17 protein-coding genes and 1 riboswitch are annotated in these 23,847 nt (G+C 57.5%); of the genes, 8 read left to right on the forward strand and 9 right to left on the reverse strand.

Going from position 1 to position 23,847, the window contains the following annotated elements; all coding sequences use genetic code 11:
• Nucleotides 1–117: 117 nt before the first annotated feature.
• Both aepY and QQL28_RS41705 read right to left on the reverse strand, forming a co-directional pair.
• A complete protein-coding gene (gene aepY, locus QQL28_RS41700) occupies nucleotides 118–1,278 on the reverse strand; it encodes a phosphonopyruvate decarboxylase (protein WP_284275139.1) in 1,161 nt (386 codons plus the stop codon).
• A gap of 72 nt (nucleotides 1,279–1,350) precedes the next feature.
• Nucleotides 1,351–2,427: a methyltransferase gene (locus tag QQL28_RS41705; RefSeq protein WP_284275141.1), complete on the reverse strand. Its 1,077-nt coding sequence runs from the start codon at nucleotides 2,425–2,427 to the stop codon at nucleotides 1,351–1,353.
• Nucleotides 2,428–3,009: 582 nt separating this feature from the next.
• On the opposite strand from QQL28_RS41705, the gene QQL28_RS41710 reads away from it, so the two are divergent.
• The 3 genes from QQL28_RS41710 (at nucleotide 3,010) to QQL28_RS41720 (ending at nucleotide 8,640) form a co-directional block, all read left to right on the forward strand.
• Nucleotides 3,010–4,650, forward strand: coding sequence for a flavin-containing monooxygenase (locus tag QQL28_RS41710; RefSeq protein WP_284275143.1), 1,641 nt, complete (start codon nucleotides 3,010–3,012; stop codon nucleotides 4,648–4,650).
• A 45-nt stretch (nucleotides 4,651–4,695) separates the two neighbouring features.
• Nucleotides 4,696–7,170, forward strand: coding sequence for a CaiB/BaiF CoA-transferase family protein (locus tag QQL28_RS41715; protein ID WP_284275145.1), 2,475 nt, complete (start codon nucleotides 4,696–4,698; stop codon nucleotides 7,168–7,170).
• A 396-nt stretch (nucleotides 7,171–7,566) separates the two neighbouring features.
• On the forward strand, nucleotides 7,567–8,640 hold the full coding sequence (locus QQL28_RS41720; protein ID WP_284275147.1) for a Gfo/Idh/MocA family protein: 1,074 nt from the start codon (nucleotides 7,567–7,569) through the stop codon (nucleotides 8,638–8,640).
• A 164-nt stretch (nucleotides 8,641–8,804) separates the two neighbouring features.
• On the opposite strand, the gene QQL28_RS41725 is transcribed toward QQL28_RS41720, so the two are convergent.
• A complete protein-coding gene (locus tag QQL28_RS41725; protein ID WP_284275149.1) occupies nucleotides 8,805–9,494 on the reverse strand; it encodes a MurR/RpiR family transcriptional regulator in 690 nt (229 codons plus the stop codon).
• Between the two features lie 458 nt (nucleotides 9,495–9,952).
• Complete coding sequence (locus QQL28_RS41730) at nucleotides 9,953–10,228, reverse strand: response regulator (RefSeq protein ID WP_284275151.1); 276 nt, start codon at nucleotides 10,226–10,228, stop codon at nucleotides 9,953–9,955.
• Here QQL28_RS41730 and QQL28_RS41735 point away from each other — a divergent pair.
• Nucleotides 10,227–10,475 (forward strand): hypothetical protein, encoded by a 249-nt coding sequence (locus tag QQL28_RS41735; protein WP_284275153.1) that lies wholly within the window; start codon nucleotides 10,227–10,229, stop codon nucleotides 10,473–10,475. The two genes, QQL28_RS41730 and QQL28_RS41735, sit on opposite strands and share 2 nt — an antisense overlap.
• A 14-nt stretch (nucleotides 10,476–10,489) precedes the next feature.
• Here QQL28_RS41735 and QQL28_RS41740 read toward each other — a convergent pair whose 3' ends face one another.
• The 3 genes from QQL28_RS41740 to QQL28_RS41750 form a co-directional block, all read right to left on the reverse strand.
• On the reverse strand, nucleotides 10,490–11,209 hold the full coding sequence (locus tag QQL28_RS41740; protein WP_348522561.1) for a sensor histidine kinase: 720 nt from the start codon (nucleotides 11,207–11,209) through the stop codon (nucleotides 10,490–10,492).
• 939 nt (nucleotides 11,210–12,148) lie between these two features.
• Nucleotides 12,149–12,613, reverse strand: a complete 465-nt coding sequence (locus QQL28_RS41745) for a hypothetical protein (RefSeq protein WP_284275155.1) — start codon at nucleotides 12,611–12,613, stop codon at nucleotides 12,149–12,151.
• 733 nt (nucleotides 12,614–13,346) lie between these two features.
• Nucleotides 13,347–13,883 (reverse strand): hypothetical protein, encoded by a 537-nt coding sequence (locus QQL28_RS41750; protein WP_284275157.1) that lies wholly within the window; start codon nucleotides 13,881–13,883, stop codon nucleotides 13,347–13,349.
• 278 nt (nucleotides 13,884–14,161) lie between these two features.
• On the opposite strand from QQL28_RS41750, the gene QQL28_RS41755 reads away from it, so the two are divergent.
• The 4 genes from QQL28_RS41755 to QQL28_RS41770 all read left to right on the forward strand — a co-directional run bounded on the left by QQL28_RS41755 (nucleotide 14,162) and on the right by QQL28_RS41770 (nucleotide 19,052).
• A complete protein-coding gene (locus QQL28_RS41755; RefSeq protein WP_348522560.1) occupies nucleotides 14,162–14,788 on the forward strand; it encodes an outer membrane protein in 627 nt (208 codons plus the stop codon).
• Nucleotides 14,789–15,260: 472 nt separating this feature from the next.
• The gene (locus QQL28_RS41760; RefSeq protein WP_284275158.1) at nucleotides 15,261–16,181 is read left to right on the forward strand and encodes a 3-hydroxyacyl-CoA dehydrogenase; all 921 of its coding nucleotides are present in this window, start codon (nucleotides 15,261–15,263) and stop codon (nucleotides 16,179–16,181) included.
• Between the two features lie 416 nt (nucleotides 16,182–16,597).
• Nucleotides 16,598–17,500, forward strand: a complete 903-nt coding sequence (locus tag QQL28_RS41765) for a beta-keto acid cleavage family enzyme (protein ID WP_284275159.1) — start codon at nucleotides 16,598–16,600, stop codon at nucleotides 17,498–17,500.
• Between the two features lie 229 nt (nucleotides 17,501–17,729).
• Complete coding sequence (locus QQL28_RS41770) at nucleotides 17,730–19,052, forward strand: MFS transporter (protein WP_284275160.1); 1,323 nt, start codon at nucleotides 17,730–17,732, stop codon at nucleotides 19,050–19,052.
• A 490-nt stretch (nucleotides 19,053–19,542) separates the two neighbouring features.
• Here the strand turns inward: QQL28_RS41770 and QQL28_RS41775 are convergent, their stop codons facing one another.
• Both QQL28_RS41775 and metE read right to left on the reverse strand, forming a co-directional pair.
• Nucleotides 19,543–20,049, reverse strand: coding sequence for an avidin/streptavidin family protein (locus QQL28_RS41775; protein ID WP_284275161.1), 507 nt, complete (start codon nucleotides 20,047–20,049; stop codon nucleotides 19,543–19,545).
• Between the two features lie 535 nt (nucleotides 20,050–20,584).
• On the reverse strand, nucleotides 20,585–22,915 hold the full coding sequence (gene metE, locus QQL28_RS41780) for a 5-methyltetrahydropteroyltriglutamate--homocysteine S-methyltransferase (protein ID WP_284275176.1): 2,331 nt from the start codon (nucleotides 22,913–22,915) through the stop codon (nucleotides 20,585–20,587).
• Nucleotides 22,916–23,022: 107 nt separating this feature from the next.
• A riboswitch (cobalamin riboswitch) is annotated at nucleotides 23,023–23,247 on the reverse strand.
• Nucleotides 23,248–23,847: the final 600 nt, after the last annotated feature.

The following is a 23,847-nucleotide window of genomic DNA, read 5'->3' on the forward strand; positions in this document are numbered from 1 at the left end:
CACGACCGCGGTCGCGTCTTCGAAGTGGATGTGGGCAGGCGGTGGAGCAGGTCTTTGACAACCTCGTTTATGTTCCAAACCAGAGCGATGAAGATCAGCCCATAGACGGCCACCGAGCTATGACACGAGCCCCATTTTGTCGGTTGTCGCTATCTCATTGCCGCAGATGCCGATGCCGCGCTGAAACATGGTCTTATTCTGAAGCGGAGAGTATCGACTTGTGACGCGAGCAAGCTGAGAGGGATGGAGGCGATTGACCTTGCAGACCACGAAATGAGGGCCGCTGCGCCAGGCGCACTGTCGCAAGGCTGTCGTGATATGCTCGGCCCGCTCACAGCGAGTAGCCGTTCGATAACCGCAGGCGGAGGCAACGGCCTCGAGAGATGTCGTTCGTGACGTCGAGAATTGACCGCCCGTCGAAACGTATCCTTCGTTGTCCAGCACTACATGAATGAGATTCTGGGGGGCGGCATAGCCGATAGTCGATAGGATACCCATGTGCATCAGCGCGCCGCCATCTCCATCCAGTGCCAGGACGGTTCGGGTGGGCGAAGTCAGCGCAACCCCTGCCGCAACCGCGCTGCAATGTCCAAGGGAGCCCTGCATGTAGAAGTTAGTGGGACGATCCTGGACACGGAGCAGCTCACGAGAAATGTATCCGGTCGTAGAGACAACAAGAGTATCGGGTTCGAGCTGCTGGTAAATCAACTCAATGGCTTGTCCGACACTGACCCCATAGTGAACTGTATTAACCTGTCTTTCGTCGGGGCTGCACTCGGATAATTGCCCCCTCCGAAAGAGCAATGCAAACGGTGCTGAACGATGAAATGTATCGTCGCCTTGTGCGAGCGCGCGATCCAAGCCAGACTCGGTGCCATCAAAGTCACAGCATTCAATAGAGAGCTGATTCAAGAGGGCCTTTGTGTTGGCACCCATGATCGTGTGTTGCGGCTCGTCGGCAGGTTCATCGGGGTGGCCACGAACGGATAAGAGTAGCAGGATGGGAATTTTGTTGACCATTAACAGAGATGTCAGCGGGTTGATGACATTTCCGAGCCCAGAATTTTGAAGCGCAACGACCCCTCGTTGACCTGAGAGCGCCGCGCCAGCAACTAGCGCAACTGCGCTACCTTCGTTGGCCGCCGGCACAGTCAGGAGTCCTGAAGATTCGGCAACAAGGCCGAAGAGATCACCAAAGATGGAACACGGTACCCCGGAGAAAAAGGTATACCCGGCCGTCCGAAGCTTAGACAAGAGAACATGGGTTGGAATAGACATGCCGTGCTCACGAGGCTCATTGAGAGCAGCGGTGGAATGAGCCGTTCCTGCAAAGCGGAGAAGTCATCGGCGTCAGGCGATCTTTCTCGCAACGATGAGGCTGCGATTGCAGATTGATTTGTGGAATTCCATCTCCTGGAAGCCGGTCCTCTCGAGCATGGCCCGCATGTCCTCAAAGGTGTAACAGCAGCCTTCGTATCCGGTGGTCAGCAGCACGGAGTATTCTGCTTCGGCTGCCGAGGATGGGCGTCCTCCGCGATCATCAGGGTGGCAGCCGTAAATTGCTATCCGACCATCGCAAGCAATGGTGTCAAAAGACTTGCTCAGGAGAAGGTGAACCTTGTCTGGTCCGCAATTGTGAAGCACATGCGAATAGAGGTGGAGGCTAGCATTCCGAGGCAGAGGATCAACGAACATATCGCCAGCTATGACATTGGCGCGACTCGGGTATAGATTCCGGTCCGCCAGGCACGTTCTTGCAAGCTGATCAACGGGGGGACGCTCAAGGATCGTTGCCGAGAGTGAGGAATAGCGCATCAACAAATGCGCGGAATAGACCCCCGATCCACCGCCTACATCGAGTACGCAAGTATCATTCGTGCAATCAAGCAGCTTCGCAAGGTGCGGAGCAAAGATCCGTCCGCGTTCCTCCATCCCGCGTGTGTTCAGATCGGCGAACTCATCCGTCTGCATCAAGGCGTCCCAGGTCTTGGTTACGCCGCGCTCAACGTGCCAGGTATCCGAGCCATCCTGTCGCAGGATCTCATAAAGTTCCCGCACAGATGACTTGTATTTCATCGTTGCAATATACGACGCGACGTTGTCCGGGGAATTTCCGCTCAGATACCGAACGGCTGTCGGCGTTGCGTGCAGTCGGCCGGATTGTCTGGAGATGAGGCCCCACGATTCAAAGAGCCGAAGCATGGTCCGTGTTGGCCGCTCGCGAAGAAAGAAATGAACTCGCAGTTCCTCTTCCGTTACCGGCTGGCCATCCAGGTAAGTAAAAAGATCAAGCCACGAAACTGCGGCGATATAGAGATCGGCCGCATAGGAGCTGTCGCGCCACTTGATAATTTGAGCAATATCGGGAAAGCAGACAGGCGCGGCTTCAGAGATCTGGGCGCGTGACGTCAGTGCAGACGAATGCATTACTGCAAGTCCTTGTCTCAAAGCGAGTTTGTATCTTTGAATGAGCTATTGCTGAATGTCGGCAAGCTCCAGTCCGACGTTTTGCAAGCAATCAGTGACACGCGTCTGTCATCTGGATCAATTGCCATTGTTGGTAGTTGACCGCTCGCAAATTTGCTCGATCACGGCTCGGAGGAATGACCGTGAATTGGATGATTACAAGCTGTCCGACTTTTGGTGAGGAAAATCAAAAAAGCCATGCGTGCATAATGCGACCAATCCTATGCGCAGCACGCAGCCACATGTTTAGCGTCGAGTGCGACCGCTACGATCTGCTCTAGGCAATCGCTCCACGATATATGTCGCTTGCCGGCCATTGTTTGCGCGCGTGCGGTCCCTCAAATTGCGGTCCGTGACATATCGAATGCAGCTCGAAGCTGTCGTACTGCAGACGTATGTCGCAATTGTTTCAAAAGCATAAGGCGCCGCAGTCGTTGCGACTTTCTAGGCGTTGTGTTTGCGCTTAACTGTCGCGGCCCCCCAACTGGTACGATACTTGCTGCTCTCCCTCGCTAGGTCGTCAAGAACAGATGGGAGGAGAAGATGACCCCAACCACGAGCGGGGCCAGTGGTGGTAATGGCGCGCATGCGACTGCCAAATTCGATGTCCTGATCATCGGAGCCGGCATCGCTGGCCTTTATCAACTGTACCGGCTACGGGAGCTCGGGCTGAACGTCAGGGCGATCGACGCGGCCTCGGAGGTCGGCGGCACTTGGTATTGGAACCGTTATCCTGGTGCGCGTGTCGATTCAGAGGGCCACGTCTATCAGTACCTTTTCTCTGAAGACCTCTACAAAGGATGGAGTTGGAGCGAAAGGTTTCCGAGCCAATCCGAAATCGAACGCTGGCTCAATTACGTGGCGGACCAGCTTGATCTGCGCAAGAATATTCAGTTCGGCGCGACGGTCCAGAGCGCTCATTTCAATGAAACGACGGAGCGATGGGTGGTCGCGACCGACAAGGGTGATGTGATCGATACTCAGTTTCTCATCACCTGTTGCGGCATGCTTTCGGCGCCCCATGTGTCGTTCCCGGGGCAGGAGACGTTCAAGGGGCTGGCTTTTCATACGGCGCGATGGCCGCAGCAACCGGTTGATTTTGCCGGGAAGCTTGTCGGCGTGGTCGGTATCGGAGCAACGGGGATCCAGGTGATCCAGACGATCGCGGAAAAGGTCGGTCATCTCAAGGTGTTCGTCCGCACGCCGCAATACATCCTCCCTATGAAGAATCTCAAGTACACCGCCGCGGACGTCGAGGCCTACAAGTCGAAGTTCAAAGCCCTTACCGAGCAGCTGCCGCACACGTTCACGGGCTTCGAATATGACGTTGAGTACGCCTGGGCCGGTCTGCCACCGCAACAGCGCCGCAAGGTGATCGAAGACTGCTGGAACGACGGTTCTGTGAAGTTGTGGATAGCGTCCTTCGCTGAATTGTTTTTCGATGAGGGCGTGAACGCGGAGATCTCCGAATTCGTGCGCGCGAAAATGCGCGAGCGGCTCAGGGATCCAAGACTTTGCGAGCTGCTGATCCCGAGCGATTACGGATTCGGGACCCATCGGGTACCCTTGGAGCAGAATTTCCTCGAGGCCTTCCATCGAGCTAATGTGGAAGTTGTCGACGTCAAGACTAACCCAATCGAGCGCATCACGACCGAAGGCATCCAGACGGCGGACGGCACAATTCACCCGCTCGACGTCATCATCCTAGCAACGGGATTCGACGCAGGAACGGGCGCTTTGACCCGCATCGACATCCGCGGTCGCGATGGACGATCGTTGAGGGAGGAGTGGGGCAGAGACATCCGGACCACCATGGGATTACAGGTGCACGGCTATCCCAATCTCTTCACGACCGCCGTGCCGCTTGCCCCCGCCGCCGCGCTTTGCAACATGACTACCTGCTTGCAGCAACAGGTTGAGTGGATAACCGGATGCATTAGCTATCTCTGCGGCAAAAACTTGAAGTTCATCGAACCTTCCAAAGCGTTGGAAGATCAATGGGTGGCGCATCACGATGAGACGGCCAACGCGATGCTGATCGCCAAGACTGATTCCTGGTACTTGGGATCGAACGTCGAAGGGAAGCCGCGCCGCGTACTCTCCTACACCGGGGGTGTGGGCAGCTATCGGCAAAAGTGCGACGAAGTCGTCGCGAGCGGCTATGAGGGCTTTGCCACGCACTAGGGCCCGATCCGGCGCGGAGCAATTTTGATAGTCAAAAGATCCCGATTGGAAGCCTTTGATTGGGAAAATGGAGCCACGATGGGAGTACTGTCGCATCTGCGGGTCGTCGAAATTGGTAGCTCGGCGGCAACCAGCTATTGCGCGCGATTGTTTGCTGACTTCGGCGCGGACGTTCAGAAGGTCGAGCCGCCGACAGGCGATCCAATTCGCCACTGCGCGCCGCTCACGCCGATGGGCCAGAGCGCTTGGTTCGCTTTCCTGAACTTCAACAAGTCAAGCACGATCATCGACCCCGCTGCTTCGGACGCGATAACGCGGCTGGAAGCGATGATCGAGACCTGCGATATTCTGGTTGACGGCAGGGACATTGATCCGGCGAATTGCCCCTCCATTGATATCGCCGCGATCCACCAACGGCGATCCAGTTTGACCCACCTCGAAGCGAGCTGGTTCGGCCGCGAGGGCCCTTATGCGGGATTCACCGCAACCGATGCGACCATTCGCGCGCTCGCCGGCCTTATCAAGCTCGTTGGACCGGCCGAAGGCCCGCCGTTGCACGCACCGGATTTCCAGACCGGCATCCTTGGCGGTCTGTGGGGTTTCATCGCGGCGGCTTCTTCGGCGGTCGCACGAATGGAGGGGGAGGCAGGACGGTCGTGGTCGGTCAGTGTCTTCGAATCGAGCCTCACTATCAGCGAATATCTCATGTTCGAGGCTTCGGCGCGCGGCGAGGTCATGCGCCGGATTGGCATTAACCGCTTCTGGCCGGTTTTTCCGGGCGGCATTTACGAAACCAAAAACGGCTGGCTCGGCGTTACGACATTCACGCCGGCACAATGGCACGCATTCTGCGATATGCTCGGGCTGTCCGAACTGCGCGATAGTCCGGCTCTGGTTCTCAGCGAAGAGCGTCTGCAACACTTTGAGATGATCGAACGACACTTCGTGCCAAGGTTGAAGGCTCGGACAGCGCAGGAGTGGTTCGCAGAGGGACTGAAGCGGAAGATCCCGATCGTACCAGTGCCGAACCTATCCGATCTGCTCCTCGACACAGAAAAAAGGGAGCGCGGCGCAATCGTACCTATCGTCCTAGGCCAAGAAGAGGCCATGACAGTTGGGTCGATGCAGCGGCTGACATTGACGCCTCCGCGCCGAGGGGGCAAGGTTCCAGCTGTTGGTGAACAGCGATCTGTCGCGGACATCCGAACCCATCCATCTTTGGCTGCGGTGCGGTCGTCCACGTGCATCGATGCCGGACGGCAGCCCTTGCGTGGGATTCGCGTTATTGACTTCACGATGGGCTGGGCAGGCCCGTTGTGCACACGCACCTTGGCTGATCTTGGCGCGGAAGTCATCAAGATCGAGTCCACAAAGTATCCGGATTGGTGGCGCGGTGTTGACCGGCGGTCTCCTTACGTCGACGCTCAGATGTACGAAAAGAGCCAAGCCTTTTGCGTCATGAACCGCAACAAGCGCGGCATCACGCTCGACCTCACGCAGCCCCAAGGCCTCGTTCTTGCAAAGCGCCTTCTGGCGGGAGCCGACGTTGTCGTAGATAATTATTCGGTTGACGTGCTGCCGAAGCTCGGACTTGGCTACGATGTGCTCCGAACGCTTAATCCTCGGCTTGTCATGTTGTCAATGTCAGCTTTTGGCGCGAACAGCCTCTATCGCGATTGTCGAGCTTACGGTTCAACCCTTGAGCAGGGGGCAGGGTTGCCGATCGTGGTCGGAAATCCGGACGGGCCACCCGTGATGAGCCACGTCGCCTTTGGGGATGCCGTCGGTGGGTTGAACGGCTGCGCAGCAGTTCTAGTCGCGCTGATTCACGCCCGCAATACCGGGCTCGGACAGTTCATTGACCTTGCGCAAATCGAATGCATGATGCCGTTTGCGGCGCCGTGGATCACCGTTCAGTCGATCGGAGGTATGCCGCCCCCGAAGTATGGTAGCCGACATCCGCAGTTCGTTCCGCATGGCTGCTTTCGGTGCTCGGGCGAGGACAGTTGGGTCATGCTAGCCGCGATCGACGAGAAAATGTGGCAGAGGCTTGCTATTCTCATTGGACGGCCAGACTGGGCGATAGACGCATCGCTGCAATGTGCAGAAGCTCGCCGCTGTATCGAGGACGAGATAGAGAGGGCCATCGAAGCCTGGACGCTCACCCACGATGCCGACCAGGCGATGTCGAAGTTGCAGGCGGGAAGAGTTGCGGTCGGCGTGGCCCGGCAGCCAACTGATCTGCTCAGGGACCCGCATCTCGGGTCGCGTGGATTTCTCCAGGAAGTGGAACGCGCGTTCATTGGCTTGCATCCACAGCCGTCGATGCCGATCCGCGACGGGTCGGGGCCGTTTGCGGTTCGCACAGCGGCACCAACGCTCGGAGAGCATAACAGCGAGATACTATCGGGACTTCTCGGGCTCTCCGACACCAAGATCGCTAAATTGGCGTCGGAGGGCATCATCGGGACGTCGATGGCCTCCGAGAGGGCTGGCAAAAGGAACATGTCGCGAGCATGAATAATCGACCCAACGACGCCCATGTGCAACGGCGGCATGGCTTATTTTATAAAGCCTAAGTGAAGCCAGCGGAACACGGACGCTGATCAACAGAGACAGAGCTGGCGGTCATTCGTATCCAGCCCTTGGGGTGCCGAGATTCGAAGCGGCGTATCGCAGGCGGAGGGCTGATTAGGTCAGCGCTGTGAAGACCGGAGTGTCGGTCGGAGCGAGCGCATGGGACGGCTATGTCACCTCGGCATCGCAGAGCAAGTCGCTGCAGCGCTTGCCGAGAATGATCCGCTATCCTGGAATATGGACCACATCCTCCGTTGTATGACCGATTGAGCGAGAAAATAAGGTTGGAGGGAATCGACCCACCACTCACGCAATCCAACGCTAGTCCTGAAAGCGAAAATGATGATCAAGTATGCAGTTGTCGGCGCGGGCCGGATTTCGCAACAAGCCTTCTTGCCGGGAGTCGGACAGTCAACAAACTCGAAGGTCACCGCGATCGTGACTGGTGATCGGGATAAGGCCGCGCGGTTGGCGGAGTTCCACGCTGTTGGGCAGATCGTCGGCTATGACAGATACGATGCTCTGTTGAGGAGCTCTGACGTCGATGCGGTGTATATCGCTCTGCCCAACCACTTGCATGCGGACTGCGCAGTTCGGGCGGCTCGCGCCGGCAAGCATGTCTTGGTCGAGAAGCCGCTCGCTACCAACGAGCAAGATGCGCTCGCCATGATCGCCGCTGCGCGCGAAGCCGGCGTGTTTCTGATGACCGCCTACAGGCTTCACAACGAACCCGGAACCGTCGCCGTCCTCGAACATATCCGCAACGGCGCGATCGGCCGGCCGCTCTTCTTTCAATCGGTATTCAGTTTCCAGGCACCCCAAGAGAACCACAGACTGAAAGCTGCGAGTTGGGGCGGGCCGCTCCAGGACGTAGGTGTTTATTGCGTCAATGCGGCTCGTCACATCTTTGCTGAAGAGCCGATCGAGGCCATGGCGATGGCGCGTCGACCGACCGATGATCCGCGTTTTTGCGAGGTGGACGCGTCTGTCGCAGCCTTGCTGCGTTTCCCTTCAGGCGGTTTGGCGCAATTCGTCGCCAGCTTCGGGGCGGGAGCCGTCGACAATTATCGGGTCGTCGGGACGGCAGGCGATCTCGAACTCGATCCCGGCTTCAGGTTCGAGACTGCAACAAGACTACGTCTGCGCCGCGACGGCGAGGTCAGCGAAACGCAGTTTCCGCAAACCGACCATTTTAGCGCACAGGTGGAATACTTCTCAGATTGCATCAAAGCTGGAACGCCGCCCGAGGCTGATGGGGAGGAGGGGTTGGCCGACCTGCGCGCACTGGTCGCAATTGAAACGGCGGCCCTGACGGGACAACCGCAAACCATCACGACTCGTCCACGTGCCCGCCATCCGACGCCCGACATGGTCCGAGTTCCCCCGGTAACCGATCGACGACTGGTCTTTTGAGACGCTGCTCGCCTGCGCGCATCACCGGACGACGAACATAGAAAAGGCGCGACCGACCGCGCCATACTCTCAGTTGCTGGAGTTGCGACGGCTGCAGCCGTTGTGCGCCCTTCGTGAAATTGGCCAAGGGAATGGGGATCCAAGCGCAAGCCGCTCCAGTCGCCCTACTGACCGGTAACCGTTGGAATCCGCGGATTGACATCGTTTTTCTGTAGTCTCGCTGCCAGCACTACCATCAAAGCATGGGCAAGGCACATAGGAGCGGCGAGTGAACGGGAAAGCGTGTATTCATGCTCTGGAACCGCGAATAGAACGCGGGCGCTCTTGGCCAGCGGAGACAGCGTGCTATCCGATAGCGCAATGATGGGAACGCCATTGCGCCCAGCTTCTTCCACAACGTTGACGACCTCGTTTGCGTAGAAGCGGAACGATACCGCCAAGAGCACGTCCTTCTTGCGGATCGTACGCGCGATGTGCGTAGCAAGTCCGCCGCCTGCGTCGAGCAATACACAACGTTTGCCCAGCATGGTCAATATATAGCGAAGGAATTCAACGACGGGCGCTGAACGCAGTTGCCCGATCAGAAAAACCGAGTCGGCTCTCTCAAGGAGGCTCGCCGCGTCTGAGAGAGCTTTTGGGGAGATGTCCCTTAGTATGTCTTGAAGGGAGGCAATGTCACGGACGACCAGGTCGCGCAGGAAACCAACTTCACTGCGATCCAAACGGGCGCCCAGTTCAACCTCCACGGCTTTAGTGTGCGCCTCGAACCCCGGAGCGGCAGTTGACAGGCGCCGCTGAAATAGCGCTTGAAGCTCCTTGAAACCTTCATAGCCCAGTGACTGGGCGAAACGCACGGAGCTCGAGGCATGGATGCCGCAGCGATCGGCGATGGCGTTTCCGAAAGGATTGCGACATCATTCGGGTTCTGGGTTAGATAAACGGCTATCTTTCGATAGGACTTGCTCATGTCATCGTAGCGGTCGTGGATGACATGGATCAATTCCTCATAATCTCCCGGTGCCTTCACGTTTTGCATTTAAGGTACTCTCATCATTGGTTTTATAGTGTTTGTATGTTGACGATTTCACTTTCGTTCGGGAGCCTGTCCTCCCTAAGGTCGCTAGCGCCTTCGATCGCGGAAATCAGGTAGTTCCTAGCATCCAGCTTGAGCAAGGAGCCGGCGGATTTCCGCCAGGATGGCTTCGGTCAGCAGTTCTCATTCTAGTGCACTGTCGAGATCAGGACTTCCGTGCTGCAGAGCACGAACGGCTGACCTCCGGTCCGCTCATGAGTGGCATCGAATAATCGACGCTCACGACGTCGAAACGCGTCTCGAACGCAATTGCGACTGCCTGCTCGACATTGGTTGCCGCCCGCTGACGATCAGTTGGTTCGGCTCGACATGATGGCTTGTGCGCCAGAAGCGCCTCCACCGCCGCGAGCAGGCTTGTTGGCGTCTTACTTCAGCAGGAAGGCGCGCGCCCGCCTGGAACGCCTCCTGCTCGAGCAGGCTGGAATTGTGCACCGTGAAGATCAACACCTCGGTCTGAAGCGGGTATTCCCTGATCCGCCGCGCGATGCGTGGCATGGAAAAATCGACGATGGCGACGTGGCGCTGGTTGGCGATTGCAGCAGCACGGCCTTGCTGCCGTATTCGCTTTGGCGACCACCTCCCAATCCGCCCGCTGATCGAGCACGACCCGAAGTCCCGATCGCACCGCCTCGTGATCGTCGCGATCAGAAAGCGCTTCATGGCAGAGCACCCCAGTTCCTTGACACGGTGGCAGCCCGAAACGCCAGCTACGGAAAAAGCGACGTTCGCCCGCCCCCGGTGATCAGTTTTCTTCTCTCATGTGCCTGCGCGGGCCCTCACGAGGGTTGTGGCCGCTTTTCTGTTACGTTTGTTCCCGGCGATATCGCGCGGGAACACCGCCAGTAAGGTTGTGCCGGAATGTCGCGCCGCCGAGTCGGACTGGATGTGAAGCGTACCTCCGATCTGCTGCAATCTGGCCCGCATGGCTGGAATTCCAACACCCATCACAGCCTTCGTACCGGATTTCGCGCGCTCCGCCGGAAAGCCCTGGCCGTTGTCGCTGACGGTCAATTGAAAATGGCTGCCGCTCGAGGCGACGACGATTCTCGCCTCCGTCGCCTTCGCATGACGAAAGACGTTCGTGAGGGCCTCCTGGATGACCCGAAGCAACGCGTGCTGCTTGTCGCGCGACAGGCGATCGATGTCCGACGAAATCCTGGTCGTGACCTGCAGCGATGTCCGCGCGGCAAATCCCCGCGAATAGCGTTCGATCGTCGCTTTCAATCCGTCGACGGTCAGATTCTGCGGATGCAGCAGATAAGCAAACGCTCGGATCTCCCGCAGCGCCTCGTCGATCGAGGCATCGATCTCGTCACATAGCCGCGCAGCACTGGCCTGGTCGTTCAGGCAGGTGCGCAGGCGCATCAGGCCGAGGCTCGCGGCAATCAAATGCTGGCAGGTCGAATCGTGAAGATCGGACGCGATCCGCTGCTGCATTCCCTCCTGGAGGGACGCCAGGCTGGCGTTCGGATGCATGTCCGCCAGCCGTTCTTCCGGACCAACCGGCGGCCATTCCCTGACGCTGGTCCGGTTCGCTTCGCAGGTGGGGAAGCCATGTAGCTTCACGGTACGCACTCGCACTTCGAGCAACTCCCGTTGTTTATCCGATGTCGGATTTCAACGTTCCCACGCCGGGGGGCACCTACCTGCCTCAACCGACGCGGGCCACTCATACACTATGCCCAAGACGTAGGCTGGCGAGGTCTGCTAATCCAAATCGCGTCTTCGGATCAAGCGTACCTTTGAAGCGATACTACAATATGACCTTTACCTCTGCTTCAAGCCAGAATCGCCTACCAACCTTGTTAGTCCCGGCGGCGGCCGCTTGTGTAGTCCTGCAGCGATGCCCTTAAAGGAGAGTTCTTGATAGCCTTGTTGTTCTATTCATTCGTGTGCAATTTAGAACGCAATGTCCGAAACCTGACGACAGGTTGCGGGCACCTGGAATCGCAAACTCGATGACGCACGGCTTTTGTTCTGGAACGGCGACTGCCACGGACACATTACAAAAAAAATAGCGGGCAGCGGCCCCCAGACGTCAGGCACGAACCGTGTCCGAGCTGGAAATCAGATGCGACTGGTTCCTGAACTAAGCAGCAAGTACGCACTAATTCTCAAGTACTTTAATTGCGACGTGGTTGCCCCTTCAGTTCACCTGATATACGAGCTTGGATTGAGAGAAATTCTTTGAGGCCGCCGAACAACGAGCAAGATAACGCGGGGCTGCCGGTCGTTGTCGGCATGCGGTTGGTCGGAGAGTAGCAGCGCAAGGGCTCCTGTAGCGACACCACCGGCTCTGGCCTAACGACGGCTTGCCTTACGATCATATCCGGGCCCGTGTCATGTCTAGCGGCGCGCTCTTTTGTACCAAGAGCTCCGTCATCCTGTGGAGTCCTGGTAGGGAAAGCCAGACTGTCAACGTTCTGGTCGACCTCCGTCGATCCGGAAAGTCGGCAGTTGCCAGGAACCATAATGAAAGTTGATGCCAGCCCCGGCTGGAAAGTTGAGTGATGCCAAAGGAGGGAAGAGGACTGTAGGGTTGAAGAGCTCCGGGCTAGCGAACAGTGGAAGGTCGACATGCGCGAGAGCTTTCGCGGTCTCAATCGAGTAGATCACATCCCGCGCGGCCCGCTGCGTAGCGCCTTTCATCCAGAGCTGAAGAAGGCCGATCTGATCGTTTGCGGAGGTCGCGGAGGTGACTTTCCCGAAGAGGTCTACCGCCTGCGTGCATTCGGTTTGAAGTCGCTCCTGCCAATGCCAATAGACGTCGAAGAACTTTTTCGACAACTCCGTCTGCGTTCCGATGCTATGCTTAGTAAAGTCCTGAAATGCTCGTGTTGCACCGCCGACGTCATCGTTGATTCCGGCTTCCTTCGTCATCCTCATATCCTTGTCATTGTTGAGTGCTCGTGACAGCGCTGTTGCGCTGGAATCCTCCAGTGGGGGCAAAGGCTTGATGGAAAATGCAGCTCGTCGAAACACACCAGCAATTCGTCGCGCATCGCGCTTTCAGGGCCCTTATGCAGCAATATGGCAGGAGGAGCGACGCTGCCGCTTTGCTCGGCTCGGCGCCGCGACGCCAAGGGCCCGCTCCGGACTTGACGGGCGGCAGCATCAGCATGGCCTTGATTGATCGATCGAGTGGGCCTCATCTGAACTCCTGGGCCGGAGATTGCAAGAGCGCTTCGTCGCCCCGTCACGCGCTCGAAATCTGTCCCAGCAATCGCCGTGCCACCAACGTGGTGTTCGCCCCCTTTCTGAACAGGAAACGTGCTTCGCGCCGTGCCGCTGGAATGCGTTCGTGCCCTGTTTGGACATCCGTCTCTTCAGCCGGACCGAGCCGAAGATCCCAAAATGAGAGCGATCATCTTCCCGAACATATTCGTACCATTCGGAGTACGGGGCCGCTGATCGAAATCTCGCTGGAGCGTCTCGAAAGACTCCGAACGGGTGACATGCTGTCTGAGATCCCATGAGATGGCCCGCCGCCTTTCTCAGCTAAGTCTTATACGGAAAGAACTTCGTACTCAGGCTGATCGACTTTCTGATGAGCATCGCGAGGCCACGCGCGAACGCGGGCCAGAGGGGGCATGGTTCGTCCCGGCCGGGCTGATCAGCCGTTCGCCCGACCGGCCTCTCTCCTAGAGCCGCCTCCTTCGTACTCGCGAAAGAATTCGCTATATCGCGCAGGGTCAATGGTCTTCAGGCGGTTCAGCGCGCGTTTAGCTTCTAGATCGGCGTCTTGGCGATGACGATCTTTGATCTTGTTCACTGCATCTATCATGTTTTTTAGTCGCCGCATTGGTGTTGTCTGCCCGGAGTTCTCCTCGAAGCTTGCAAGTGCAGATGTCTGCCCGAGTGCCTTCGCGAGCGTCCCGAGCTTTTCATCAAGTTCCTCAACGGCGTCAGATAGGGTGTCGAACCGTTCGGTTACGCTCATCTTTTTGGCTACGTCCTCGTCGAGTCGCGCGCCAACATTCGTTTCAATGTCCTGAGTCACTGCCCCGCTGAGTGGCGCAAAGAATGGAAAGGAGTACCATGAGAACCAATTCCGGTTTGACATCGATATCCTCTCGACCATCGGAATGGAGGCGTTCTTTCTCATGTTCCAGCAATTGGCGTGCCAATCGACCGGCCAAATCACGGGCAAAGTATAATTCCCACTAAGCAGATGAACTGAAAACGACTCCAAGGCGCGGCTTGGCGCGATAGGCTCGCGCTTAGAAGATCCGTAAATGATGATCGATCGGCTGCTCGGACGACTAAATCGTGAGCCGCCGACATTGAATTCTGTCGATAGATCGAATGCTCAGGGAAGGCCTGCGATGCAGTCAACTACCAGCCTTGGCAATTGATGGAGAAGACGGAGGCATGGCTATCGTGGCCGATCAACCGTTAAGAAAGCCGACACGGAACGGAGCCAAAAGAATGAAAGAAGTCCTGCTGTGCACCGTCGCGCTTATTGCGCAGACTGCTTCGGTCTCTGCCGCGGATCTGGTGGCGGAAGCGCTCCCAATGGTCACTCGGATCGACGACTGGAGCGGCTTCTACACCGGCATCAATGGGGGCTTTGCCTCTGCACATCAGTGTTGGAACGTGGTCAATGTCGGCGGCTTGGGGTGCCATAGTGCGACAGGAGGCACCGCCTGCGGTCAAATCGGCTACCCCCGGCAGATTGCGAACTCGGTGTTCGGTCTTGAGGCGCAGGGAAACTGGGCCGACTTTAAGGGCTCCAACGCCGACCTTGCCTTTGCTGGTGTCCAGGATGAATCCAGGATCGATGAATTTGGCCTGTTCACCGGCCAGGTCGGCTATGCCTGGAATATCGTGCTGGTCTGTATGAAGGGTGGCGCTGCAGGCGTCAGCGACAAATACCGGGTCTTCGATCTTGCGACTGGGCTGACAATCGACAAGGGCAGCGAAACCCGTTGGGGCAGTGCGGTAGGCGCGAGCCTTGAATTTGGCTTCGCTCCAAATTGGTCCGTCGGCATAGAGTACGACCACGCGTTTATGGGTCGTCGGGATGTGGACTTCTTTTTTCAACCGCACTGGTAGGCGTTTCGGCGGGCGGCCGTGCAGGGACTGCGCGCATCAGTCAGGACGTCGACATCGGCTTGGTTCGTGTGAACTACCGCCGGAGTGACGCGGTCGCGAAATATTGATGTTCGCCAGTCAGGACCGCGGAAGCGGGGACGGAAGGTGCGTGTCGTTCGAGCAATCAAACGACTATCCGCAGCAAGTCGGATCTCAGTCCCAGCCGAATAGTTCGGTCGACGATCTATAGGCTGAATGGTTTTGGCAATTGGCCCGGCTCTTGCTCCGCTGCTTACCGATACCATGCAGGTCTGCCGCCGGGTCGACCGCTCTAAAGCAGGGGCATGCGAGATGTTTACTGTTTCAAAGACCTGATGATCGAAAGCACATCCTGACCCGCCCAGCGCAACTGAGATTCGAGACGGCGTCACTGTGCACCTTGGAACACTATCTTGAGCCTAACATATACGGCACATCAGTCCTGAGGGAGAACATGACGGACGCTAGTGCGGTCAAATCGAAACTTTCGTTCAGCCGAAAGATTGCAGGTCGTCAACTATTCTTTCTTGAGGTGAGCACCAACCGCATTCAAGTCATGAAGCCAGATGGCTCCGATCGAAAAGTTATTGTCACCGATTGTCAGCTTCCTGACGGAATCGCCATCGATGTCGACGCCGGCCACATCTATTGGACCAACATGGGTTCCGGTATCGCCGTTAACGATGGCTCGATCGAGCGCGCCGATATTGATGGAGCGGCTCGTAGAGTCATCGTCCCTCGCGGTGCCACTTTCACACCGAAGCAGATTCAGCTCGATCAGAAAGGCGGCAAGCTCTACTGGTCTGACCGCGAAGGAATGCGGGTCATGCGGTGCAATCTCGACGGCTCCGAGATCGAGACGCTCATCGAGGCTGGCCGCGGTGAGTCGGACCGACGCGACCCGACCAAATGGTGCATCGGCATAACCATGGACACCGATCGCCGCAAAATCTACTGGACGCAAAAAGGTCCGGACAATGCCGGCAAGGGCCGGATCTTCCGCGCGGACATGGACATCCCGAACGGCGAGAGCCCGGCAAACCGCTCCGACATAGAGGTTCTGTTCGACGGCTTGCCGGAGCCGATTCACCTTGAGTTCGATCTGGCGAACCGCGTCCTCTATTGGACAGACCGCGGTGATCCGCCGCGTGGCAACACAGTCAATCGCGCGTGTGTCGATCTAAAGACGGAGCCGGAAATTCTGATCACGCATCTAATGGAGGGAATCGGCATCGCACTCGACGTTCCCGGCGACCAGATGTTCGTCACCGACCTCGCCGGTTCGATCTATTCCGCCAATCTTGATGGAAAGAACAAACACAATCTCCTCTGGTCCCAGGGCAATTTCACCGGCATCGCGTATGTCGAAATCTAACCCGTCGAAGGACATGACTGGACTCACGCAACGTCGTCGTCGGCGCCCACCTGTCGGCGCAAGCGGGGCAGCTGTTTGCGGCCGCAAGAGCGCGGATCGTCGCAAACCGCGTGGCACCGAGCCAAAAAGGTGCGCTCAGACGCCACTCTCCACTCGAAAAGCCTGCGATCTCATTCGTCGTCTAAAGCAGGCGGCGAGGCTGCTGTTCCTCAACGCAAGCATCGGAGCAAAGGTCGCGGCGATTCTGAGTGAGCCAAACCTGTTCCGGTGCAGATCTTAAAAGGAATGCCAGGTGTTGGAGACTGGAGCTTGTCGAAGATGTCATTCCGGCCTCAACGTCTTGTGTCAAAGCGTTCCTCAGCGAGTATGTAAGAGCACCATATGAACGACCTAAATCGTCGACGACAGGAGACAGTATGAGTTTTGAAGGAAAGGTTATTGTCACGATTGCTCCGACGGGAGGTGTGGTGAAAAAATCGCAGAACCCACACCTGCCGACCCAGCCAAGCGAGATCGCCGAGGATGTGTACCGGTGCTACGATGCGGGGGCATCGATCGTGGCGCTGCATGCGCGCAGGCCGGACGACGGCGCAACCTGTAATCCGGAAATCTATCAGGACATCAACTCCCGGATCCTGACAAGGTGCGGCATCATCATCAACAACAGCACTGGCGGGGGCCTTGATGGAGACATGATCCGATCCCTAGAGCCCGATCTCGATGAGGTTATATTCGAAGAGCGCCTAAAGGGTCTCGAGGCCGGCGCTGACATGGCGACATTTGACGCTCACAGCGTTCTGGCGAGCTTTGGCGGCCGCGAGATTGTCGTTAACACCTCGCCCACCCGCTGCGATATCATGGCGAAACGATTCCTGAAAACGGGCATCAAACCCGAATGGGAATGCTTCTCACTTTCCCACCTTCTCCAAGATCCGATACGTCTCATCAATAAAGGGTTCGATAAGCCTCCCTATTGGATCAATTTCGTTCTTGGTGCCGATCGCGCAATTCAGGGGGCATTGCCTTACACTCCACAGATCCTCGATTTGCTGATCGGCAATCTTCCCAAAGGAGCCATGTTTTGCGTTAGCGGGGTCGGTCGAGCGCAGCTGCCCGCAACAACTCACGCGGTGCTCGCAGGCGGCCACGTGCGTGTAGGCCTGGAGGACAATCTCTACCTCGAACCGGGCATACTTGCCACGAACGTGCGCCTGGTCGACAAGACCGTAAAGATTATCCGAGAACTTGGGTACGAGCCCACCACCACAGTGGAAGCTCGGGCGATGCTTGGACTTGCGCCACACAAACAGCCCGGTTAGCTCATTTGCCGCTCTCAATCGGAAGCGACGTGCGATGGCTCGTTAAATTCAATGACGGCTCTAGGTAAGTCCTAAGCGTGGGGCCAATAGTAGAAGGTGTTGTCGATGGTTGAAAATGAGCGATCGGACACTTGTGGCCGCGATTCGCATGTTTCAGCCTAACATCGCGGCGCAGCGTCAGAGAAAAAATGGACGTGTGGCCAGCGACTAGTTGTAGGAGCAGAACGAATTGTTGGACGCCGCTGCTGCCCAGCGTCATTCCAACGAAGAGGTAAGGTGTGGCTTGGTCGCGAGCGCTGTCGCCAAGAACACGCGGCGGCTCGTGCCGCTGTTGGGCGTCGCTTATTGTTTCAACAACCTCGATCGGACCAGCGTCGGCGTCGCTGCGCTGCAGATGAACGAAGCCATCGGCTTAAGTGCCACGCAATTCGGTTGGGGCGCCGGGATCCTCTTCTTTAGCTACTGCCTGCTCGAAGTACCCAGCAACATGATGATGTATCGCGTGGGAGCGCGCCGCTGGCTCGCCCGCATCATGATAACCTGGGGCCTTGCAGCCGCGGCGACTGCGTTCGCGGTTGGGCCATACAGCTTCTACGCAATCCGTCTTCTCCTGGGAGTTTTCGAATCGGGCTTTTTTCCTGGCGTCATCTGGTACATCTCCATTTGGTTTCCGGCGCAGTCGCGGACAGGCGTCCTCGCCTGGTTCATGACGGCGACACCGCTGTCCTCGTTGATCGGCAATCCACTATCCGCTTTGCTATTAGGAATGGATGGGGTGTGGGGACTGGCCGGCTGGCAATGGATGTTTCTGATCGAAGGCCTTCCGGCCTGCTTACTCGGAGGCTTATGCCTCGTTCTGCTCGCCGACACGCCGAGCAAGGCCTCGTGGTTGACGCCCCGGGAGCGGAACGCACTACTGGACGAACTCGCTAACGAAAGACACGACAAGGTCAAAAAGGATCTCTGGGCTGCGATGAAGGATGTCCGGGTGCTGATGCTGACGGGCATCAGCTTCGCTTTCACGATCGCCTCCTACGGGATAGGCATCTGGCTCCCTCTGATCTTAAAGAGCCACAACTTGAACAACATACAGATTGGTTGGCTCTCGGCCGCGCCCTATTTCTTTGTGACAATAGGCTCGTTGTTCTGGGCGCGCCTTGTCGATTGTAAGGGGCAAAAGATCTACAATTTGGTCGCCGCACTGATGGTTGGCGCCACCGGACTTGTCTTTTCGGTAATGTTCACGTCGCTCGTATCGGCGCTCATATGCATGACGCTTGCTCTGATTGGCACAATTTCCGCGCGGACAGTCCTTTATACGATCCCGCAGAGTTTCCTCACTGGGCCCGCTGCCGCTGGAGGCATCGCCTTCATCAACTCAATTGGTGCCTTTGGGGCCTTCGTCGGCCCGTACATGGTCGGCTACCTCAAGGATTTGACGGGATCTTTTGACATTGGCATGATTGCAATGGCAATCATTCTAATTGTTGCAACGGGCGTCGCCTGCAGCCTTAGACGCGTCGTGACATATAAGGGTGACGTTCCTGTCTAGCTGAACGCCTAAGTAGATCTTCCGGGTAAGGTGTTTCGCAACGCGGTGCCGCCGCTGAAGGACCTGCTGAATGAGATCGCACGGGAAACCTGGATCTACATCAAATAGAAGTGGCAAGGTGATCGAGTACGTCATGGCAAGAGGTGGCGTGCCGGCAACGAGCCGAGATCGGGACGTGCGGGCACAAGTTCGGTCTAGTTGGTGGCCCCTTCTTGCCATGGCCGTCGTGACCGTTTTCGGGCCTAAGGCGCAATTCGATCCTGGCGATGTGCGCAAAACAGATTGATTTTGCCGATGGGGCCAACGATATGGTCAGCTTGCCCACCTCCAACGAGCAGTACCGAGCCTGAACAGCTCAGGCATTCGGGCTCGGCAAGACTCGATCTTCGATACCAAATCCGTTTTTGGACTAAAGTGAGCGTCGGGGTAGATTAAGGTGGACGAAAGGTCAGCTGATAACGTTCCTTCCGTCGCCACGTGGCTGGTCATGTCACTTGCGAGTCTTGGTATTCGAGAGCTTCTCGCCTGCACCGCTCTTGGCCACCTCGCCGCTAGCGGATGGCAGTTTCGATTTGTCGCCGCTTGCAAAAGTGAAAGTGTCCGCGCCGGCGCTGATGCCGTTCCATGCCACCGGTTCCGCGAGTGAAAGGAGCCAAAGTCCCTGAAATCCCGATGCAGCGTTTAGCTGTCCGGTCCACACGGTTGTCGATCCGCAGCCTACAAAATTCACCGAAAAGCTGATCGCCGCGCCACTATTGGTCTGCGCGAGCCAGCCCATCATCGTCTGAGGGGCACCAGCATCGCAGCTATTGCTCGCATTGTTCGTGTAAGTGCCGGAAATAGCACCTGTATTTGGATTATAATTGTCGACCGCCAGGGTTGAGCCGTATTGGTTGGTCCAGGTCCAGATCGGTTGCGCCGCTGCAGGCGCCGCCACGAGTAGGCCGAGGCAGGCCGCGCCGATCCGGTTCGTCAATTTCCAGTTCGCTTGAGACATTTCCGACTCCATATCGCTCCATTAGCGGAGCGACCTAGTTATAAAACCCGACATAGACAAGTTAAACGAGTATATTGCCGTGATAGCGCTAACAGGTTGAAACGTGATTGATGTCCAAATTTCAGCTGCCGGCGTGGCGCCCTTATGCGGATACGAGCAGCCGACTCGTGACCGGACCGGACTTGCTTGAGCTATCGACAGCTCTGCGCCATCATGCGGCGACGGTGTGCCCCAGCTCATCAGTCTTCATCTCGACCATTTCAGTAACAATTCCCGGCAGCACATGGTTTTAGCGTTGCACCTCCTCGAACGATCCTCCAGCGATCCCAATCCAGCTCCTCAAGTGCTCAGATCTGAACAGATAGGTTGTGGTGTTAGAGGAGAGCTAGAGAATTTTCGAGCCAATGTTGTCCGCGTGCTGAGCACTTCTCTGCCCCAATGAGTCATTGGGCCGCAATCAAGGGCCCGGTCTACAAATGTGGAATCAGCCAGCCTCACCGACGAACACGGTTTTGACCGCAGGTCACGCTGGGCATCAGGAAGTCTTGCGCAGTTCGCGGGCTGCCGCGACCATGTTGACGAGCGCCGGACGAACTTCGGTCCATTTGCGGGTCTTCAGGCCGCAATCTGGATTGATCCAGAGCTGTGAGTCCGACAGTCGTTGGCGAGCCAGCGCGATGAGATCCGCTATCTCAGAGGCCTCGGGAACGCGCGGAGAGTGGATGTCATAGACGCCAGGGCCGATGTCGTTCGGGTATTTGAAGGCAGTGAACGCATCGAGCAGCTCCATCTTCGAGCGGGACGTTTCGATCGAGATGACATCTGCGTCCATCGCGGCAATTGCATCGATGATGGCATTGAACTCCGAATAGCACATGTGGGTATGGATCTGCGTTGCATCGGCAACACCGGAGGAGCAGAGGCGGAAGCTTTCCACTGCCCAGTCGAGATAAGATCTCCAATCGGATCGGCGGAGCGGCAAACCTTCGCGTAGCGCGGCCTCATCGATTTGGATCATGGTCGCCCCGGCCTTTTCCAGATCGGCGACCTCGTCACGGATCGCGAGCGCGATCTGACGGCAGGTCTCGCTGCGCGGAATGTCGTCACGGACAAACGACCAAGCGAGGATTGTCACCGGCCCCGTAAGCATTGCCTTCATCGGCTTTCTGGTCAGCGACTGCGCGTAGCGCCACCATTCGATGGTCATCGGCTTCGGGCGGGAGACATCGCCGAACAGTATCGGCGGACGAACGTAACGGGAGCCGTAGGACTGCACCCAGCCATGCTTAGTGAACGCGAACCCGGAGAGCTGCTCGGCGAAATACTGCACCATATCATTGCGCTCGAACTCGCCGTGGACAAGCACGTCGAGCCCAATGTCTTCCTGCCAGAGCACGGTGCGAGCCGTTTCCTTCTTTAGAAACTGTTCATATTTCGCCTTGGTCCACTTTCCCTTGGCATACTCGGCGCGGGCGTTGCGTATCTCGCTCGTCTGCGGGAACGACCCGATCGTGGTCGTGGGGAAAAGCGGCAGATCGAACCGCTTGCGCTGAACCTCGGCACGTGCCGCAAAAGCGCTGTTGCGGCGGCGCATAGCCTCGGCAATCGCGGCCGTCCGCTGAGTGACGGCCGCGTCATGGATCTTCGGCGATGCCTGGCGTGCCCTCGCTGCAAGGTCCGATTCGGAAAGCGCGGCAATGACATTTCCGTCGCCCGAAAGTGCTTTCGCCAAGGTCGCAAGCTCCTCGATCTTCTGGACCGAGAAGGCAAGCCATCTCTTCACGTCCGAATCGAGTTCGGTTTCGAGCTGAAGGTCGATTGGGACATGGAAGAGCGAGCAGGAAGGTGCAAGCTGCAGGCGCTCCTTGCCGAACTTTGCAATGACGGGCTTGTACCGCTCAACCAGCGCCGACAGGTTGGAACGCCATACGTTGCGGCCGTCGATGACACCGAGCGAAATCACGAGGTCCGGGCGGGCACCGTATTCAATCTGGCTCAATTGTTGGGGAGCGCGAACAAGATCGACGTGCAGTCCGGCTACAGGCAGCTTCAGAGCGGTCGCCAGATTGTCGCCGATTGCTCCGAAGTAAGTTGCAAGCATGACCTTGATGCCAGGCACTTCCTCGGCGAGACGCCTATAGGCGCGCTGGAGCGCATTCCGCGTGGTTTCGTCGAGATCAAGCACCAGATAGGGCTCGTCAAGCTGGACCCACTCGGCTCCACGTTTCGCCAGTTCCTTAAGAACTTCGACATAGACGGGCACGAGGCTATCGAGCAGCGAAATCGGGTCAAACGCCGGATCGGCGCTCTTGCCGAGCTTCAAGAAGGTGACTGGTCCCACCAAAACAGGACGCGTCTGATAGCCAAGGGCTTTCGCCTCCTCATATTCCTCGATCGGCTTGCGGGAAGAGAGCCTGAAGGTCTGTGCCTTATGGAATTCGGGCACCATGTAGTGGTAATTGGTATCGAACCACTTAGTCATCTCCTGCGCAGAGGCGCCAAGGCCTTGACGGACGTGAGCCCAGCTCGCGTCGTGTTCCTTGTCTTGCGAGCCCCGCGCCATGGTGAAATAGGTCTTCAGCGAGACGGGACCGCTCTCCCAGCCATACGCCTCAGGAATGGCGCCGACCGTGACGCTCGTGTCGAGAATCTGGTCATAGAGTGAAAAGTCATTTGACGGGATGATGGTGACGCCCAGCGAATACTGACGTGCCCAATTGGCGACACGAAGACCGGCGGCAGCTTCCAGGAGCTGCTGGTCGCTGATCTTGCCAGCCCAGTAACCTTCGAGCGCCAGCTTGAGCTCACGGCGTGGCCCGATACGTGGCATGCCGAGGGTCGCGACAGGAAGTGAGAGAAGAGACATAGCTTTATCCCCATTGTGTTGGGGCAAAGGCCATGGCGGAAACGCAGGCAGGAGGGCCGCCAAAGCGAGGCCTGCTGCTAGGCGTACCACCGGACACCCCGCCCGTGGACGATTATGTTGTCGGGGCAGGTCTCCTGGCTCGCGAGTCATCGCCTGCATCCGGCCTTCCCGAAGCGTTTGCTTCAGTGACACGTGTGGATACTGGCTCGCCGCTTACAGTTGCGGGGGCAGCGCCGGCATTACTTTGATCCTGAACGGATCGAAAGCGCACCTGCTTCCCTCTTAGCTCCAGATCAAGCAAGACCTGGAGAACCTCGACGCCTCCGATTATCTGCAACAGAAGCGGTTCGTCAACCCTGAGATCACCTTTGCGGCGGCATTCCGACAGGCATGACGGTCTTGCCAATGGAAGCATCGAGCTCCCTGGAGCAATCGTAGTGTCAAGCTCCGGGCGCTTGCATCTGATCGATGAGTTTGGCCATAACACCGTCGCTTGCGACCGCACGGTTGTTGGTCACGCGACGCTCGTATCGGCTAAATGATCAGCGAGTGGCCCACGCCTGGGAAACGCCGCCGCTGTGAAGCCCGCCACATAAATCGCACAGCGCGCCAAAGGGTTAAGAATCTCGGCCAGCGTTCCCTTATCGTCGTCGTTTTCTAGGCGTTGCGCGTGGAGAGGGATGGAGTGCTCTTGCGTACTTCCGCTTCGGTATCAACACTGCGGCTCTTTAGCGCCGGCAACTTGGATTGCGTAAAGTGCTCCCACTTGAACCGATCACAGAGGCCTCTCTCACTGCCTTATCGGGTACGAACAGATTTCTTGTTCATTCGGTAGTCGACGGAACATGAATCGTTCAGCGAAGTACAAAGCTTTCGCCGCGGTCAACTACCAATGCTAGTAATTGATCGAACTGACGGATCTGCACAATCCT

The organism is Bradyrhizobium iriomotense, from assembly GCF_030160715.1.
Classification (GTDB): Bacteria; Pseudomonadota; Alphaproteobacteria; order Rhizobiales; family Xanthobacteraceae; genus Bradyrhizobium; species Bradyrhizobium iriomotense.

Coding starts and splice junctions, on each gene's coding strand:
- QQL28_RS41705 (WP_284275141.1), bottom strand. CDS start 2,427: ATGCATTCGTCTGCACTGACGTCACGCGCCCAGATCTCTGAAGCCGCG.
- QQL28_RS41775 (WP_284275161.1), bottom strand. CDS start 20,049: ATGTCTCAAGCGAACTGGAAATTGACGAACCGGATCGGCGCGGCCTGC.
- QQL28_RS41735 (WP_284275153.1), top strand. CDS start 10,227: ATGGAAAAATCGACGATGGCGACGTGGCGCTGGTTGGCGATTGCAGCA.
- QQL28_RS41765 (WP_284275159.1), top strand. CDS start 16,598: ATGAGTTTTGAAGGAAAGGTTATTGTCACGATTGCTCCGACGGGAGGT.
- QQL28_RS41710 (WP_284275143.1), top strand. CDS start 3,010: ATGACCCCAACCACGAGCGGGGCCAGTGGTGGTAATGGCGCGCATGCG.
- QQL28_RS41720 (WP_284275147.1), top strand. CDS start 7,567: ATGATGATCAAGTATGCAGTTGTCGGCGCGGGCCGGATTTCGCAACAA.
- QQL28_RS41740 (WP_348522561.1), bottom strand. CDS start 11,209: ATGCATCCGAACGCCAGCCTGGCGTCCCTCCAGGAGGGAATGCAGCAG.
- QQL28_RS41755 (WP_348522560.1), top strand. CDS start 14,162: ATGAAAGAAGTCCTGCTGTGCACCGTCGCGCTTATTGCGCAGACTGCT.
- QQL28_RS41745 (WP_284275155.1), bottom strand. CDS start 12,613: ATGACGAAGGAAGCCGGAATCAACGATGACGTCGGCGGTGCAACACGA.
- metE (WP_284275176.1), bottom strand. CDS start 22,915: ATGTCTCTTCTCTCACTTCCTGTCGCGACCCTCGGCATGCCACGTATC.
- aepY (WP_284275139.1), bottom strand. CDS start 1,278: ATGTCTATTCCAACCCATGTTCTCTTGTCTAAGCTTCGGACGGCCGGG.
- QQL28_RS41760 (WP_284275158.1), top strand. CDS start 15,261: ATGACGGACGCTAGTGCGGTCAAATCGAAACTTTCGTTCAGCCGAAAG.
- QQL28_RS41730 (WP_284275151.1), bottom strand. CDS start 10,228: ATGCCACGCATCGCGCGGCGGATCAGGGAATACCCGCTTCAGACCGAG.